Annotated in this window: 10 protein-coding genes and 5 pseudogenes; 7 read left to right on the top strand and 8 right to left on the bottom strand. The window is 59.1% G+C overall.

Going from position 1 to position 16786, the window contains the following annotated elements; genetic code table 11:
- Positions 1-217 precede the first annotated feature (217 nt).
- Positions 218-868 (bottom strand): annotated as a pseudogene (locus NCS67_RS29695) (transposase); the annotation flags it as partial.
- A gap of 158 nt (positions 869-1026) precedes the next feature.
- On the opposite strand from NCS67_RS29695, the gene NCS67_RS29690 reads away from it, so the two are divergent.
- Positions 1027-2046, top strand: a complete 1020-nt coding sequence (locus tag NCS67_RS29690) for an IS110 family RNA-guided transposase (RefSeq protein WP_250437704.1) — start codon at positions 1027-1029, stop codon at positions 2044-2046.
- Positions 2047-2354: 308 nt separating this feature from the next.
- Here the strand turns inward: NCS67_RS29690 and istB are convergent, their stop codons facing one another.
- Both istB and NCS67_RS29680 read right to left on the bottom strand, forming a co-directional pair.
- On the bottom strand, positions 2355-3176 hold the full coding sequence (gene istB, locus NCS67_RS29685) for an IS21-like element helper ATPase IstB (protein WP_250437703.1): 822 nt from the start codon (positions 3174-3176) through the stop codon (positions 2355-2357).
- A pseudogene (locus NCS67_RS29680) lies at positions 3173-4309 on the bottom strand (IS21 family transposase); the annotation flags it as partial. The pseudogene NCS67_RS29680 and the gene istB, both read right to left, overlap by 4 nt.
- A gap of 523 nt (positions 4310-4832) precedes the next feature.
- On the opposite strand from NCS67_RS29680, the gene NCS67_RS29675 reads away from it, so the two are divergent.
- The 3 genes and pseudogenes from NCS67_RS29675 (at position 4833) to NCS67_RS29665 (ending at position 6871) form a co-directional block, all read left to right on the top strand.
- On the top strand, positions 4833-5600 hold the full coding sequence (locus tag NCS67_RS29675; RefSeq protein WP_250437702.1) for a hypothetical protein: 768 nt from the start codon (positions 4833-4835) through the stop codon (positions 5598-5600).
- Positions 5601-5820: 220 nt separating this feature from the next.
- A pseudogene (locus NCS67_RS29670) lies at positions 5821-6084 on the top strand (transposase); the annotation flags it as partial.
- Positions 6074-6871, top strand: coding sequence for a reverse transcriptase domain-containing protein (locus tag NCS67_RS29665; protein WP_250437701.1), 798 nt, complete (start codon positions 6074-6076; stop codon positions 6869-6871). The pseudogene NCS67_RS29670 and the gene NCS67_RS29665, both read left to right, overlap by 11 nt.
- Before the next feature lie 13 nt (positions 6872-6884).
- On the opposite strand, the pseudogene NCS67_RS29660 reads toward NCS67_RS29665, so the two are convergent.
- Positions 6885-7175, bottom strand: a pseudogene (locus NCS67_RS29660) (helix-turn-helix domain-containing protein); the annotation flags it as partial.
- A 70-nt stretch (positions 7176-7245) separates the two neighbouring features.
- Here NCS67_RS29660 and NCS67_RS29655 point away from each other — a divergent pair.
- The 3 genes and pseudogenes from NCS67_RS29655 to NCS67_RS29645 all read left to right on the top strand — a co-directional run.
- A pseudogene (locus NCS67_RS29655) lies at positions 7246-7401 on the top strand (IS3 family transposase); the annotation flags it as partial.
- A gap of 767 nt (positions 7402-8168) precedes the next feature.
- Complete coding sequence (locus tag NCS67_RS29650) at positions 8169-9881, top strand: alpha/beta hydrolase family protein (RefSeq protein WP_250437700.1); 1713 nt, start codon at positions 8169-8171, stop codon at positions 9879-9881.
- Positions 9854-10834: a phosphotransferase enzyme family protein gene (locus NCS67_RS29645; protein WP_250437699.1), complete on the top strand. Its 981-nt coding sequence runs from the start codon at positions 9854-9856 to the stop codon at positions 10832-10834. The genes NCS67_RS29650 and NCS67_RS29645 overlap by 28 nt, the downstream gene beginning before the upstream one ends.
- 1255 nt (positions 10835-12089) lie before the next feature.
- On the opposite strand, the gene NCS67_RS29640 is transcribed toward NCS67_RS29645, so the two are convergent.
- The 4 genes from NCS67_RS29640 to NCS67_RS29625 form a co-directional block, all read right to left on the bottom strand.
- Entirely contained in the window at positions 12090-13211 is a 1122-nt protein-coding gene (locus NCS67_RS29640; RefSeq protein ID WP_250437698.1) for a lactonase family protein, read from the bottom strand.
- A gap of 135 nt (positions 13212-13346) precedes the next feature.
- Complete coding sequence (locus NCS67_RS29635) at positions 13347-14282, bottom strand: helix-turn-helix domain-containing protein (protein WP_250437697.1); 936 nt, start codon at positions 14280-14282, stop codon at positions 13347-13349.
- A 216-nt stretch (positions 14283-14498) separates the two neighbouring features.
- Positions 14499-15524, bottom strand: coding sequence for a porin (locus NCS67_RS29630; RefSeq protein WP_250437696.1), 1026 nt, complete (start codon positions 15522-15524; stop codon positions 14499-14501).
- A 90-nt stretch (positions 15525-15614) separates the two neighbouring features.
- Positions 15615-16589 (bottom strand): hypothetical protein, encoded by a 975-nt coding sequence (locus tag NCS67_RS29625; protein WP_250437695.1) that lies wholly within the window; start codon positions 16587-16589, stop codon positions 15615-15617.
- Between the last annotated feature and the right edge of the window lie 197 nt (positions 16590-16786).

Raw genomic sequence — 16786 nt, 5'->3', positions numbered from 1 at the left:
GCTCGGCAGCCGGGCATCAGCCTGTGCACGTCAAGATCGATACTGGCTTCACCATAATCGACCGTCAAAGCACCTAGCAGGCCGTTGAAATACCCCTTAATGAACGCGCACTCGATTATTCGGAAGAGCTTGCGCGATGCAGTGTTCCAGATGAATTGACGCCGACTTTTCCTTGATTCAGGTGCTGCCGATGCCGCTTTCCTTCTCGCTTACTCTTTCAAGCTGTCCTGGCAGCAAGCGTTCGCATGCGAGTGAGGTTGTACGCCGCCTGAGTGAGCACGAAGAGCTGGTCGACTCGCTTCAGACCTCGATACATCGCCTGCCGAATCCTGCCAACGGTCTTGCCCCATCCGAACACCTGCTCGATGCGTTTGCGTTTGCACTGACTGATTGCATAGCCGGGCCATCGTGTGGTTCGAGCGTCAATCGCGGAACCGCCCGCGCGTGCATCGTTTTGCGCCATGTGCGGTGTCACCTTGTTCTCGCGGCACGTCGCCACGAATCCGGCCGTATCGTAGTTCTTGTCGGCACCGACTGTTATGGTCTTACCGGCAAATCGCGCAGCATCCGCAAGCATCTGCGCGGCCGCGTCGCGTTCGGCCGTACCGTTGGCCTGCGTGACCTGTGCGTTCACCACGAGACCATGCCGGTTATCGGTCAGCACGTGACCCATGTAGCAAAGCACCGCGCCCGTGCCACGACTCTTGCGAAACAGTCGCGCCTGAGTGTCCGTGCTGGATTCATGCGTGTCGTTGCTGCGTTTCTCGCCGCGCCAGTTCTCTTGCGAGCCGCCTCCGCCCTCAGACGGCGAATCGTCATCCGACTTTGTCTTGGGCACGAAACTCTTGTGTCCCGCCCACGGCTGGACAGCGTCAAGCAGCACGGCCGGTTTACCGACAAATGGAATGAACGCCCCCACCTACCAGATGGGTGACGCCGAGAAGGTGGACCCTCACGGGCCGACGGCATCAAAGTGCCCAAATGGAAGATCATTGAGGTCTTCACAGGCTAACCGGAGGGTCCGAAATGAAGTATACGACGGTCGGGGTGGACATCGCGAAGAACGTCTTCCAGCTTCACTGGGTGGATGCCGGCACGGGCGAGATTGTGAACAAGCAACTGAAGCGCGCCGCATTCCTCGAGCATTTTGCGAATCGCGAGCCTTGCCTCATCGGAATGGAGGCTTGCGGCGGTGCCCAGCATTGGGCACGGCGATTGATGGAGATGGGCGATCAGGTCAAGCTGATGCCGGCGAAGTTCGTCAAGGCTTTCAACATCGGCAACAAGAACGATCCTGCCGATGCTCGTGCTATCTGGATGGCCACGCAGATGCCGAGCAAGCCCGTCGCTGTGAAGACCGAAGCCCAGCAGGCCGTTTTGGCGCTGCATCGGTTGCGGCAACAGAAGATCAAGTTCCGCACGATGCAGATGAACAGTCTGCGGGGCTTGCTGACAGAATACGGCGAGGTGATGGCCAAGAGTCGCGCCGCGCTGGATAAAGCGATTCCCGGGGTGCTGGCGAAGCTCGCCGAGCGTCTGCCGGCGATGCTGATCGACTCGTTACGCGACCTTTGGAATGACCTTGATCGACTCGACAAACAGGTCGCTGACATTGAACGACGTTTGCAGAGTTGGATGAAGGAGGACAAGGCATGCAAGGCAATCGCCGCGATCCCCGGCGTTGGCCTGCTGACGGCGACGGCCACTGTTGCGACGATGGGTGACGCGAAGGCGTTCAGGTCCGGACGGGAGTTTGCCGCGTGGCTCGGTCTCGTGCCAAAGCAGATCGGCACAGGCGGGAAGATCCAGCTATTGGGCATCAGCCGGCGCGGGGACACGTATGTGCGGACGTTACTGATCCACGGAGCGCGCAGCGTGCTCTTCCATGGCAAGCACACCGGATCGTGGGCTGAGCAGTTGCAGAAACGGCGACCATCCAACGTGGTGACCGTAGCACTTGCCAACAAGATTGCCCGAACAATCTGGGCAGTTCTCGCACATGGCACGCCGTACAACCAGGGGCATGTCAGTGCACGACCGGCTTGATCAGTAGAACCGTATGGAAGATTGAAGCTTGCAGGATGACGTCGAAAGGTTGCGTTGGCAATCGAGCGTGATGACAAGACAGGTCGGACCTGAACTCGCTAAGCCTGAAAGATAGTTTGAGCGCGTAGCTCGTGCGACAAATGAGGAGCGAGTCAGCGGATTTCATCGGGGCCCGCAGCGTATGAGGCTGCATGAGGCCGCATATAAAGCTGCAACCTATCCTGTCGATGCAACACGCAAGAAGACCTGGCGCATTGGGGGCGTTCATATAACCATCTTGGCCGGTCGACCGGGATGATTGTCGGTCGTTATCCGGTCATGGTTGTCGCTCCTTGTTGATGTTTGTCGCTGGATGATTGTCGGCGCCGGTTGTTCTGTTTGTCGCTGGCTGCGCGACGACGGTAGCTTTCGACGTTCATCTCGAAGATCGTCGAATGGTGAACGAGTCGGTCGATCGCAGCGACAGTCATGCCGGGATCCGGAAACACGTTATTCCATCCCGAGAAGGGCTGGTTGGCCGTGATCAGAAGGCTGCGGCGCTCGTATCTTTCGGCGATCAGCTCGAACAGGACGCTTGTTTCGGCCTGGTCCTTACGGGCGTACGACAGGTCGTCGAGGATGATCAGGTCGAAGCGGTCGAGCTTGGCAAGAGCTGAAGGCAACTGCAGGCTCTGGCGCGCAGCCTGCAGCTTCTGTACGAGTTCGCTCGTACGCGTGAACAGCACCCGGTAGCCGGCGTCAATCAACGCGTGTCCGATGGCCGAACCTAGATGACTCTTGCCGGCCCCAGGCGGACCAAACAGGAGCGCCGTGGCACCTTTCTCAAGCCACGAATCGCCGGTCGCGAGCGCCATGACGTGTGCCTTTGAAACCATCGGCACCATGCTGAAGTCGAAGGTCGCAAGCGTCTTGGTCGGGTCCAGATGCGACTCGGCACGATGTCGTTCAATGCGCCGTTTGGCCCGCTCGGCCAGTTCGTGTTCGAGCAATGCGCCGATCAAGCGTGTGGCCTGCCAGCCTTCCTTGTCGGAGCGCTCCGCAAACTCGGGCAAAAGGCGGGCGATGGTCGGCAGGCGCAGTTCATTGAGCATCAAGGCAAGACGGCCGGCATCGTAAGCATGCGTGCTCATGCGACCTCCTTGTCGAGCAGGTCGTCATAGCTGCTTGCGGGTGGCATCTCGACATTGACATTTGGGCAATCGGCGTGACGCGGCGCGAACTCCTCGCGTAGAGCCTTCAGATCAGGCAGCTTGCCGTCAACCAGCAACGCGTTGAGGCGCGCGGCCAGCACGGCCTCGACGCGAACGAGCGCGGCGAGTTCAAGCAATCCAACGATGACTTTGCACGCCTCGCGTTGCGTCAGTCTCGCCTCCAGCTGTTCCCAGGTCCGGCGATAGGCCTCGCGCGGAAACAGCTCGTCTCGAAACGCAAGCCCCTTGAATGCCTGCGGCTTGCGTTTGAGGCTCTCAATGAAGTGTCGGTAATCAAGTGCGCGGCGGTTGTCGCCGGCACGCGAACCTCGCGAGGTGCTATGCACCAGCGCGCCTGACAGCTAGCAGTCGAGCCGGTCACCATACACGCGCACCTTCAGACGATGACCGATCAGGCGCGACGGCGCGCTGTACAGAATGCCGCGTATGGTGAAGGTGCTGCAGCGTGTAACGCGCGCTTCTTCCTCGACGAAGTCGGTCGTGCGCCTTAACGGGAGATCCATGAGCTGTTCGCGCTCAAGGCGGAACGCCGCTGCGTTACGCCGGTTGCGACGCATGACGACCTCGCGCAGAAACTCATCATAGGCCGCACGATCAACGAAGTCCCGATGGCCGCGCAACATCAAGGCCTGGTCGACAGCTTCCTTTAAATAGCGATGCGATGACTCCACGCTACCGTCCTCGTGGCCCAGGCCGCGATTGTTGCGCGTCCCGTTCATGCCGTAGTGCTCGAGCAGCGCCGCATAGCGCACTGTGAAGTCGTCTTTATCCGCGAGGTTTCTGAACGCCGCCGACAGACTGTCGGTGCGATGCTCGCGCGGACATCCCCCGGCCTGCCATAGTGCATTTTGCAATCCCATGGACAGTGCTTCGAAGCTCTCGCCGCCTTCAACGACATTAGCGTATTCCCAGCGCGAGAACGCGAGCACGAAGTGGTACAGCCGGTGTTCGAATGGCACGCCAGCGATCGTCACTCCCAGTTCGGCCATGTCGGTGAAGTCGGACAGGCCGCGTGCGCCAGGCTCATGCAACTGCGGGAAGAAGAATGCTCGTCCCGCGCTCGTTTCCAGCTGCTGACGGGTTACGCTAACGGAAAAGAATGCAGGCGGCTGTTGCGCGACAGCGACGTTTGTGCGGCGATGTTTTTAGGCCGGATTCGGAGCGGGTTATTTAGGATATAACGGACGAAAGCGCGATGTTTTAAGCTTTTAGTCGGCGTCGCTTCGTGCGGGAAGCAACACAAACGGCGGAGTGCCATCGCTTACGCTACTCCAGGTCTGCATGTACACCGCAAGTCTCTGGGCTGGAGTGGGCAAAAATGAACATAAAGCTCGCATGCACGGCCTCACTTCTCGCACTGCAGACGGGCTGCGCTCAGATGCCCAAAGCGACGGTGACGTACTACCTTCCCAAGTCCAACACCGCTATTACCGCGTCTCAGACTATCCTCTGCAGCAAGACAAAGGACGTGCAGGTCACGACACTTCTAACCGTCAAAACAGACTATTCTGCGCATTTCACTGCCCCGCGACCTCTTGATTTGACGATCTTAGCGGTACTTTTTCCGACACGGATGTGACGGTCACGCTGACGGATGATGCGAGGCTCAAAACGATAAACGCGAAACAAACGGGCGAGGGGTCCGAAATCATCAAGCAAGCCGTGACATTGGGCGGTTCTGTCGTCGGGCTTCGCGCTAGACAAAAAGCTAGTTGGTGTTCCTTTAAGGAATCAGCAAAACCGGTGAAGATTACGTATACCAGGCAGAATCTGAAGTTCAATGAGCTCGTGCACTCCCGTTCGGAGGAATCAAGCGTGATGGAGCCGGACGCCGGCAGCTTCGGCACTAATGCGCTTATTCAAAGCTCATCACTCGGCAAGTACATTGCCCCTACACTCGTCATTCATGCTGCTGAGGTGGTTCAGCCAGTCACCGACCGGGCGCAGTCCGGCGGGGAAATTCGGTTGCCTCGTATGGTCCACGTTCTAATCGAACTGCGATGGGGGCCGTTCGAGAACAAGCAAACGGTTGGCTTGCGGGATGTCATTCTTCCAAGCGAAAACCATTCGGATCGCGATTACGCACTGCATATCCCGAAGTCTCCCGCATTTGGCACGCAGCAGTTTGTTCTGATGCTGGCCGACTCTGGCGCTATTTCTACCATCCAGTACGTGAAAAATTCGGGCACCACTGCCGCGCTTACCGGTGTAACCGACGTACTGACTCCGTTTAGGCGGTCCACCACGGCCGAGCAGGCCGACGCAGTGAAGGCTCAGGCCGACTTGAGTGCGCAACAAACTCGGCTCGCCGCGTGTGAAGCAGACCCGGCAACGTGTAAGTGAGAATGGTCACTCCGCAGCGCACAACGAATGCGTTGACATTACATACGTGTCTGGAGCGAGTCATTGAAAAAATGCGTCGGACGCGTTCAATGAGTTTGCACACTCAATGCATAGGCGCGTTTCCAAACGCCCACTTCTCGATTAGCTGGAAACGAGTCCAAGCGAGGGAGTGAACCGCACCGGATTTTGTGGAGGCTCCCACTCTTGAGACAATGGAGCCATGAACAAGAAGGCAACCAAGTTTTCCCCAGAGGTTCGCGAGCGTGCAGTACGTTTAGTGCGCGAGCAGCGTAGCGAACATCCGTCGATGTGGGCAGCGGTCGAGTGGATTGCGCCGATGATCGGGTGTACGCCGCAGACGCTGCACGAATGGATCAAGCGCGATCAGGTTGACCAAGGCGAGCGCGATGGCGTGACGACTGACGAACGCGAACGGCTGAAGGCCCTGGAGCGCGAGGTCAAGGAAGCTTCAGTTGCAGGACAGTGGTGAACAAAGCGTCGCCGGACGCTGGGTCATCGAGGGCGACCTCGCCAGCTACTTCGACACCGTTCATCATCGTCTTCTTCTGAAGGGAATCCGCAGGCGAATTGCCGACCAGCGTTTCCTTGCTCTGCTCTGGAAGTTCATCAAGGCGGATTGCGTTGATCGTGATCTGTTTCGTGCCGCGAGTGAAGGTGTTTCCCAGGGCGGTGTCATCTCGCCCCTGTTATCCAACATCATGCTGCACGAATTCGATGCGTGGATGGAAAGGAACTATCTGAGCAAGAAGGTGCGGAAAGATCGAAGGGCGTGGAACTTCGCGATTCTCAAGCAGCGTCCGATTACTGTTCGAGAAAACCGGCAGTGGAAACCGGCTATCGCCTACTGTCGGTATGCAGATGACTTTGTGATCGTGGTCAAGGGAACACGCGAACATGCCGAGGCAGTGCGCGAAGCATGCCATGGGTTCCTCGAAGGCGAACTGAGGCTCACGGTGAATATGGAGAAGACCCATATCGCACACGTGAACGACGGCTTCGTCTTCCTCGGTCACCGCATCATCCGCAAGCGTGGACCACGCGGCCGCATGCGGCCGGTGACGACCATCCCGTGGGAGAAGTACCGGGGTTTCGCCGAGCGGTTAGTCAAGCAACTGTCGGGCAACTATGGCATGAACCGGATGGACCTGATGGAAAGCCTGAACCGGCAAATCGCTGGCTGGGCCGCCTTCTATCAATACACCGATTACACGGCCACCATGTTCAGAAAACTTGACCGGACCGTTCGCTGATGCGCGATCATGTACGGCGGGCGATCTCGCGCACCCCGAACCCCTGGACAGAGAGCAATGCTATCTCTTCTCGCTCAGCGAACGACAAGTATCGACCAGCAATAGGTTTCGACATGAATAGTGGCATGCCGCCACGATAGCGGAACCAGCGCGAGCCCACCGCTTGTGATGCGCCTACCGCCTGCGCCGCCTTCTCGCTGGTAATGCCGGTGGCGATCTGTTGCCAAAACCGACGCTCAATCTCATGTCCAAGTGATGGGGCGCCTGGCGAGTACATCGCTGCTCGACCCGTCAACCGATACACCTGCTTTGCACTTCGCACCACGCAACACCTCCTCGATTAAAGGTGTTGCGACGACCGGTTGAATCCGCCGACACGCGAATCTGTCGAACTCGCAACCCTGGAATGGGTCGCCTGGGACAACAACTGTCGGCTGATGGAACCACTCGGCTATATCCCTCCCGCTGAGGCTGAGGCACACTACTACAGGCAACTCCGAAGTGCCGCTGATATGCCCGCATTAACTTAACCCAACCGGCCTCCACGATTCCCGGTGCGGTTCACTTCGCTTTCTGGTTGGATCTCGCAAGTCGGACGGGTACGCCGATGCAAATTCATTTGCGGTGACGTTCAAGTGCGTTTTGCGCATAACGTCCCTAGAGTACAAGTCGATGATGAGCTCCGAGCATCAACCCATCCGGCCGGGCGTCCTGCACCATTGACGCGCGAGACATCGGCTTCTTTTGGCTTGATGTAGTGGCCGCTCGGAGGACGTCATGAGCCATCCGAGCGGCTCCTCAATACAATGGTGCTACGACCGCAGCTGGCCGACAGTGACCCGAACAGGATTAGTGATAGTCACTGCTTCGCAGCGTCTATCCATCCCGAGCGAAGTCCGCGAACGTGTTCGTCTCGGACTTGATTGACAGATTGGGCATAGCCCAGTTCAGCCTCAACCTCGCCAATGCAACCCCAGCAGTCACCGCCACAGTTCATCGACATGGGGTCGTCGGCCTGATCGAGTTCTCGTCGACATATCTGGCATTTCTACGCTCGGCCTCCAGGGTGTAAATCTGCGAGATTGTCTGCGATTTACGCCGGCATGTCGAACGGCCGGTTGGGGCCGAAGGTGGCCCCGCCCAAGTAGGAATGCTTCGGCTCGACAGGCCATTTTGAAGACATGCACCGCGGATGGTCAGCGCCGCTTTAGGATGCCGCGACCAACAAAGGGTTTCGTGCAACTCCTGGCGAACGCATTATAGGATGTGTTCTTTCGTTCAACGCGAAGCGCGCCGTATGCTCACTTCAAATCCGTCGCCCCGATCACTGAGCCTCGACGATGTCCTAGCATTCGAAAGCTTAGACGGCTCCCATATTCCGATCCTCGACGTGAGTCCTGATCGGAAGCGCATTGCAGTTTCCGTGACGGCAGGGCTCGCGGGACTGCCGAGTTCCACGCGACCGTTTCTCTGGGGGGCCGACCGTGGTCGGTTACATATCATCGATGTCGAGACCGGGAGCGCGCGCATCGTCAGCGGACCAGACGGCGCGGGCATCACATCGCCGTACTGGTCGCCGAGCGGGAAACTTATAGCCGCAATCGCCGCGCATCGCGACTGGGTTCGGCTGTGCATAGTTGACCCAGACAGCGTCAGCGTCGAGACCATCGCTGATCGCGACGTCGCCATGGAATTCGAGGGGCAACCGTCACTTCGATGGGTCGACGACGACACCCTCTCCGTTCTTGTCGTTCCCGCGGGTCGCCGTGCAGCCGGAATCGAGAGCGCAAGGTCGACAATCGAAGCCGCCCCAAAAGCCTGGGCCGCGATGCAGGTGGGCCAACACTCTACCGGTAACAGGCTGACGGTCAAACAAGGCGGAAGGAAGCGGCCGCCCCACGAACAGGTGACCGTCTCGCTCGTGGACCGAAGCATCTCAACCGTTACCGAGCCGAATACGGCGCATCCTGGCGTCGCCGCGCTTGCAAGCGACGAAACAACGTCGAGCCATCCGGACGTCATTGACACGGCCATGCGCCCTACCGACCGTCAACTTTGGCATGATAAAGCGACCGACGAGCGCATGGTGGTCGCGCGCGGCAACACCGGGGCCGAACTTTTATGGCTGCGCGGCCACGAGAGATGGCGAACTATCTTGCGAATCAACGGGCACCTAGCGGGTGTGCGCATCGGCAGAGCGTTCGAGGTCCAATACGAACTGCCGGGCGGCCGCGTAACGACCATGCGCTGTGTGTTGCCACCGGACTGGCGAGAGGGCGACCGCCGTCCGGCTGTCATGTTCGTCTATCCGACGCTCGACCGAGCGGCCAATCCGGATGCTCCGCTGCTCGTCGAAGGGCCGACTTTCATTTACAACGCTCATCTTTTTGCAGCGCAAGGCTATGTCGTGCTGGACCCCGATCTTCCTTTCGACGAGAACACCGATGGCGACTTGATCGACGCGGTCGCTACGGGCGCCGGACGGGCGCTGGACGCAGCGGAACGAGCAGGAATCATTGACCGGGATTGTGTGCATGTCTTCGGGCAAAGTGCCGGCGGCTGGGCCGTTATGGCGCTGCTAGCGAAGACGCGGCATTTTTGTTCCGGCATTTCGCTGGCCGGAGTCTCGGACCTGATCGCACTTCATGGCCAGCTTGATCCGCGCTGGCGCTATGAGTCGAGGCACCAGGCGGAATTCCATTTCGCCGACATGTGCGAAGACTTCTTTCATCTTTCCCGCCCGCCGTGGCAGGACCCCGCCTCCTACATGCGCAATAGCCCGATACTGTTCGCCGACAAAATCGAAGCCCCGCTCTTGCTGATGCATGGCGACCTCGACTACGTGTCGATCGCCCAATCCGAGGCGATGTTCGTCGCCTTGAGCCGGCAAGGCAAGCCCGTCGAGTTCGTCCGCTATTGGGGCGAAGATCATGTCTACGCGAGTCCCGCAAACATTCGTGACGCGTTCGGACGAATCGTCGCGTGGACTCAGCATCACAGCGCACGATGAGGCCGACTGACCGCGAGAAAGGCGAGGCAGTCGTCGCGGCCCACCTCCGCGATCTCTATCACCTTCGGGGCGAGGTCGAAACTGTCGTTGCCGGTGCCAACTGGACCATGCGGCTCAGTGCGGCGACGGGTCAAGCGATCGCGTATGTCCGTCTCTGCCGCCACGACCGATCGCTCGAGGACATCCACGCCGAGATGGCAGTGCTGAATGCCATCCAAGCGACGCCCGCGCTGGATGCAGGTCGACCGATTGCGAGTCGCCTTGGGTCGAACGTTTCAACGCTGACACTCCCGGACGGTTCCACGCGATTTGCTACTGTCTTCCAGCCCGTTGGCGGAAACGAACCTGCTGATCGCCCAAGCGATTACGCGCTTATCGGTGTCGCGCTCGCGGACCTGCATCGGCAGCCGGTCCTGAGCACCCTAGCGCCGTCGCGCTCACCCGGGCTAAGCACGGCAATAGGGTCCATCGAAAAAATCGCACTGCATTCTAAAGCCACAGCGGATCACCTCGCCGATGCAATCGCGTCGCTGAAACGCGAAGGCGCCGATGGCGCGCTCGGCACCGTGGGCTTCTGCCATGGCGATGTGCGGCCGCAAAACATGCGCATCTTGGGCAATCAGGTCACCCTTTTTGACTTCGACGATTGTGGACGGGGTCCGCAAGTCATTGATATCGCGGCGATCGCACTTTGGCTAGAGGCTAGCATGCAGGCGGAGCCAGACCAGATGTGGCGCGCGTTTCTGGATGGCTATGGCGTGCGAATGACCGAGCAACTCGCGAAGTCAATACGCTGGTGTGTGCTGCAGCAGCAGATACGCATGACAAGGTGGCTCATAGAAGAGTGCGAGTTCGTCGATGAACTGTGGAGCGTCGTTTGGGAACGAGCGCGAATCATCGCGAATAATGCCGTGAGTGGCAACTTGAGGGTGTTGCGGTCACCGACTGGATAGGGGAGCAATCGTTCTGTGACCATGCCTCGATTTCACGTCCTCCAGCGCGAAAGTTATCTGTCGCTTTACTCAGCTGTCGGTTCACTACGCGCTGGATCCTGCGAAACTCTCGGTTGAAGTAACAAAGCGGATTGATGATGTTCGTGCAGAGGCGGGCAATGACCCAAGAAAGGTAACTGATCGGATCTCCACCGACATTCTTAGGCGCCGAGCGGAAGTCGAACGGAATGCCCAGACGAGCAAAAATGCTTTGACGATCCGACAGTTGCAGGAGCTGTTCAGCTTATGTAATAACCCGACGATGGCGGAACTTCGAGAAGTGGGTTCAACAATCAACGCTTGCCTAAACAAAAACCTGTAAAGTCATGGTTTTTCAAAACGACCTGTCAAATTCAAGAAGGTGGGACCAAACAAATGGCTCGCCAACGTCCGGCCGCAGGGCCTGTGTAATTCTGTTTATCTCTACACCATGGAGAACGACCCACAGCACACCAGCTTGTGGAAATTCTCGCAGGTTCGAACCTTTGCCGACAAGACGGGCGAATTCTGCAAAGGCATCGAAACGAACTACAAAATCGAATATGGCTGGCAAGGCGGAGATTTAGCAATGACATGCGATGTCATTTCATTCGGGTTTTAAAACCCCATGCTTTGACCGATTGTGGCGGAAACTCGTCTTTGATAAGTCCTTGTTTTTCCCAGCCACAGACCAGCGGCTGCTGGCAACGGCTGAGCTCGCTTCGGCAGGCGCCCGCGCGACAGTCAGTCTTGCGACGTTGCCTCTCACGCGGTCTGCTCAACAAGCACGAGTGCTGCATGCTCGATTCGCTCGGACATTCCTGCGCTATAGCGTCGCAACGCAACGCAATGAAATGATTCTGCGTGTGCGCGCGTCGTTTACTTCAAACCTGATGCAGGCGACAGAAGGCAGAACCCGACCCTCAACAGCCACTACGCCGGTGGGTCCATGACATCCGCCATGCGAACGGAATGAGACGTCGCTACGTCGCCGACCGTGCATTGCATTTCCAATAGACCACGGTCTAATTCACCCTCACCGCATTGTCATCGGCACAGCGCGGAGTAGCGTCAAAGTGACGACGCATCCGATCTGAGAAGCGGCGAGTCAGGCGTGAGGGTTGCTCTCACCGTTCATGACACTTTATTTCCCCGCGACGACGTAATCTTCGCGCCCACTGCCAAACTCTGCGAACCCGCTACGCTAATCGTGCCAACGGCACACTGCATACATCGATCATCCAACTACAAACGCAACAGTCACCGCACGCTCGACTTTTACCGAACGTCCCGCGCTCTTCAGCAACCCCGATTTCCGGTCGATGGCCAGCACATTCACCGTACCGCTTTCCTGATTCGCCACCACCAGCCACCGCCCTGTCGTATCGATGCCGAAACTCCACGGCTTCGAGCCATCCGACGCGACACGCTGAATCTCCGACAACGTTCCACTCACAGCATCAACACGATAGACGACGATCTGGTTCTCGCCGCGATTGGCCACATACACGAAATGCCCATCGCCGCTCACCGTGATTTCCGCGCCGCTCTTCACGCCCGCAAATCCCGCCGTGGAAATCGGCAATGATTGCGCGAGCGTTAAGCGCCCTTGCCGCGCATCCCATCGAAACACCATGACGTCGGCGGACAACTCCGTGACGAGATATGCGAAGCGCCCATCCACGCCGAACACGATATGACGCGGTCCGCTGCCGAACGGTGCAACGAAATCGTGCGGCGAGTTCGCGTCATTCGTTGAGAGCGTGTGCGTCGATCGATCGAAGCGATAGACGAACACGCGGTCCGCGCCGAGATCGGGCGCGAGCACGTAGCGTCCGGATGGATCGACGACCGCGTCGTGCGCGTGCGCGCTCATCTGCCGCTTGTTCGGGCCGGAGCCGCGTTCGGTGATCGTCGATGCGGGCGCTTGCGGCTCGCCCTCCCGAACCGCGAGGCTCGACACTGAACCGCTGTTGTAATTCGCCGCGAGAATCGTGTCCGACGATGCATCGAAGGTGAGATGCGTGGTACCGATGCCTTTTGTCGCGACCACGGCAAGCCGCCGAAGATCACCCGTCTCGCGGTTCACGCCGAAAGCGGTCACGCTGCCCGATTTTTTGCTTTGGTCGTCGACCGCATAGAGCACCGGCAGGCGCGGATGCGCCATCAGCCACGTAGCCCGGATGTCACCGACGGACGATGAAACGACCGCCAGCTCGCCGCTCGATGTATTGAGCCGCAAGGTTTCGATGCGATGATCCTGCGTGCCCACGTAGACCCATTCGTGCGGCGCGTCCTGCGCGGGCCCCGCGGCGCTGGCATACGGCGCCGCCGCGAGCAGCAGCACGAAAACCGACAAGGTGCTTCGAAAGAAATGAAACATGGTCGAATGGCGGATGACGTTATGACTAGCCTATTCGATCCCGCACCGCGCGTCCCGGCAAAATTCGACGATTCGCCTGGACTTTTTTCATCGTCACCCGGGCGCGCCGTGCTATTGCGACGATGCCTTCCGTTGCGGCTGCTGCTGCCGTGCCGCCGCGCGAAACTGACTCGGCGCCTGCCCCACTTCTCGACGGAAAAAGCGCGTGAAATACGCGGCGTCCGCGAAGCCGAGCCCGAAAGCGATCTGTTCCACCGACAGGTCGCCGAAGATGAGATTGCGCTTGGCCTCGGTGATGATGCGCGCATGGATCATCTTGGTCGGGCTCTGCTCCGCCGCCGACGCGCACGCCGCGCGCAACTGCACCAGCGAGATGGCCATCCTCGATGCGTAGTCCTGCAAAGGCAGGTTCTCGCGAAAATGCTCGTCGATCAGCTTGCGAAAGCGTTCAACCACGCGGATATCGTGACGCGAACCGGATTCGTTGCCTGTCTCGTCGAGGCTCGCTTCGCGCAGCAACCTGAGAAGCAGCAGGGTCAGCAGCGCTTCGGTTCCCGTTACGTGGCCCACGGCATCCGAATCGACTTCCTGCGCGAGACTTCGAATGAGGTTATAGACATCGATGCCGGCCGCGTCGGAATCGGTCAGCGAAATCACGCGCGGCGATGCCCACAGCGCGATGAATTCGTGCAACCGCGCATTGACCTGCGCGAGATAGGACACTTCGATGGTCACGACCCAGCGGTCGGCGTCGTACTCGTAGTCCAGGCCGTGAACGCATTCGGTCGGCAGCAGCAGCGCGCACGGTCCTTCGAACGGCACGCTGCGGCCTTCGAGGTTCATCACGCCGCGCCCGTTGCGCACGAAAATGAGCTGGCCATATTCCGGATGCGCGTGCGGCTCGGTACGCCAGCGCCCGCGCTCGGTGACATGGCCGACATGCACGAACCACTGATTTTCCTCGGGTTCATCGACATAGAGCCGAACCTTCGGAACCGTCGTGAGCTGGGATCGGGGCGGATTTTTCCCCGAGGCACCGCGTGTCATTGCCTCTCCTTGACTGGCCGTGACGACCGGCCCTGACGACCGCCGTCTGCTTTCCAACCATGTGCAGCAGCTTGGGGCGCTGCATCTTGCGATGTCCCGAGGTAACGCGGGACTTAACGACCAGGAGATCATAACCCGCTGAAGGGTCGCGAAAACGATAGAAATTTTTCCATATAATTCCGCGCGACGCGCCTGCAATTTACCCCGACACATCGATCAGAACCGATGCACCATGCCGACGATCACACCGCGCGAATCGGTGCCCGGTGCGACCGCGAGACCGGTATATCCCGTGCCATTGAGCGTGAATCTGGCCTGATTGCGGTTCTGAATGAATCCCGCCGAACCGTAGAGCGTGGTTCGCTTGGAGAGCGAATACGAATAGGTGACGCCGATCTGCTGTGCATTGTTGCCCTGCCCCAGCCGGTCGTGCGCGTAACCGTACATGAGCGAGAGCTGGTCTGCCGGTGTGAAAGAATAAGCGCCGGACACTTCATAGACATCGCGCTTGACGCTGTCGTCGGTCTGCCGTTCCGTGTGATACGCCAGATAAAAGCGCGCCGCGCCGATCGTGACCGATCCGCCCGCGTTGAATACCTTCAGGATCGATGTGCCCGTCGCGTTGGCAGCCTGCTCATAGCCGGCGGCAAGTCCAAACGGCCCGTTCACGTAGCGCACGGCCGCGTTATAGAACTGAATGCCGTTGACCGGTTGAGTCGTCGAGTCGCGCATCGCGACCATGAACTGCGCGGTCACGCCGTAGAGCGTCGGCGTGAAATAAGAGATCGCGTTGTTTTCGCGAATCGTCAGGCTGTTGAAGCTGTTCATCGGCGAGCCGATGCTCATCACGGCCACCGGATCCAGTTCCGGGTTGATGAACATGTATTGCGGCGTGTTCTGCAAGCCGATGCGCGCTTCGCCGAATGCGCCCGACATACCGACCCACGCCTGCCGGTTAAAAGCCGCCGCGGCGTTGGCGGCTGCGCCCGTCACGCCGGAAAAACCCTGTTCGAGCTGGAAATTGATCGCCAGCCCGCCACCGATTTCCTCACTGCCCTTCAGTCCATAACGACTCGCGAACAATCCGCCCGACACGGCGCGCGCGACCGAACCGCCGGTTGTATTCCGATATTCGATGCCGTTATCGATGATCCCGTAAGGCGTGACCGCCGATTGCGCATGCGCCAGATTGAGCATGCAGGCGCACGCCACGCCCGTCAGCGCGGATAGCTTCTTCTTCACCTTGTCTCCTGACTTTTTTTTAATCAGCGCGAAGCCGCTCGACGGATTGCGCGACTGTGTCACCGAGCCCGCGTTGTTCGAGCACTCGGCCTAGAAGTGAATTTCCGCCATCACCATGGGCACGGAGGTGACGGTGCCTGGCGCCGCGCTCGATGGCGTGCCGTACATGTGATGCCAGTACTCGTACCCGACGCCGGCATAGACCGTGCGCGGATGTCCCGCGAACGAACCGAGATCGGCTAGCAAGGAAAGACGCGTGAGGAATTCCGTTTGTGTTTCGACGCCGAAGCCGTCCTTGCCCTTCGGGCCCGTCACGCTCGCGAACCCACGCAAAACGAACGGCACCGGACCCGCGCGGAACGGAAAGAGCCATGAACTCTCGATGTGCCACGCCGTATGAAAGCGCACGTCCTGACCGGTAATGCCGTTGTGATTGCTCTCGGTGCGCAAGCCCGCCGTGATATTCCAGAAGCCGTGCGGCACGGTGAATTCGATGGTCGGTCCGAGGACAATCATGCGCGCCCGCTCGCCATAAGCATCGTTCTTGGTGCCGAACTCATAGCCCGCCGTCAGGCCATAGTCACGAATGAAGCCGAAGCCCACCGAGCGGCCGAGTATCTTGCCCGCGCTCAGTTCCACGCGGCCCACGCTATAGACTTCCTGCGCGCCGCCCGACGAAGGACCGCCCGCCTCCGGATTCGCCGAATTCGACACGAGGTAATCCACATTGAACGCGTAACTGCCGTAGCGAAAACCGCCCGTCGTCGTGAGGGAGCCGATGTTCTGCGCCACCTCCTTCGCAATGCCCGGGTAATGAAAGTCGCTGCCGTATCGATAACCGATGTAAGTGTCGTTCCACGTGACGGGCGGCTCGCCCAGTTCTTCGCCTGACTTCAGGCTCGGCGCGGACAACGGCGCGGTCGGGTTCACCTGTGTCTGTTTTGCCTGAGGCGGCTCGAAGCCGTTCGGCGCGGTGTAGACTTCGGCATTGGCATATTCGCTCACGCAACACAGCAACGCTGCGCCAATCAGCGGCCTCTTCAGGGCTGTCGAAAGTTTCTTCATGTCTCCATCCACTTTTTTATCCACCCGGTTAGATTCGCGTGACGTCTGAAGCGTCAAAGTGAATCCGACGTGTGCTTGTTTGCTGCGGGTCTCGATGCGTCGTTTTCCTGGTTCTTTAGTAGGACGCCAGGTCATGGTATGGAAATCAGGCGCCAGAGCCTTTACACAAAAGTGAGATTCGCTGGCATTTTTGTTAG

Source organism: Caballeronia sp. ATUFL_F2_KS9A (assembly GCF_023630765.1).
Lineage (GTDB): Bacteria > Pseudomonadota > Gammaproteobacteria > Burkholderiales > Burkholderiaceae > Caballeronia > Caballeronia zhejiangensis.
Note: the sequence above shows the minus strand (reverse complement) of the source record. Positions and strands in the feature narration are given on the sequence as shown.

Excerpts from the sequence above, each read along its gene's own strand:
- istB (WP_250437703.1), bottom strand. The coding sequence starts at position 3,176 with ATGAGCACGCATGCTTACGATGCCGGCCGTCTTGCCTTGATGCTCAAT.
- NCS67_RS29635 (WP_250437697.1), bottom strand. The coding sequence starts at position 14,282 with ATGACACGCGGTGCCTCGGGGAAAAATCCGCCCCGATCCCAGCTCACG.
- NCS67_RS29625 (WP_250437695.1), bottom strand. The coding sequence starts at position 16,589 with ATGAAGAAACTTTCGACAGCCCTGAAGAGGCCGCTGATTGGCGCAGCG.
- NCS67_RS29690 (WP_250437704.1), top strand. The coding sequence starts at position 1,027 with ATGAAGTATACGACGGTCGGGGTGGACATCGCGAAGAACGTCTTCCAG.
- NCS67_RS29650 (WP_250437700.1), top strand. The coding sequence starts at position 8,169 with ATGCTCACTTCAAATCCGTCGCCCCGATCACTGAGCCTCGACGATGTC.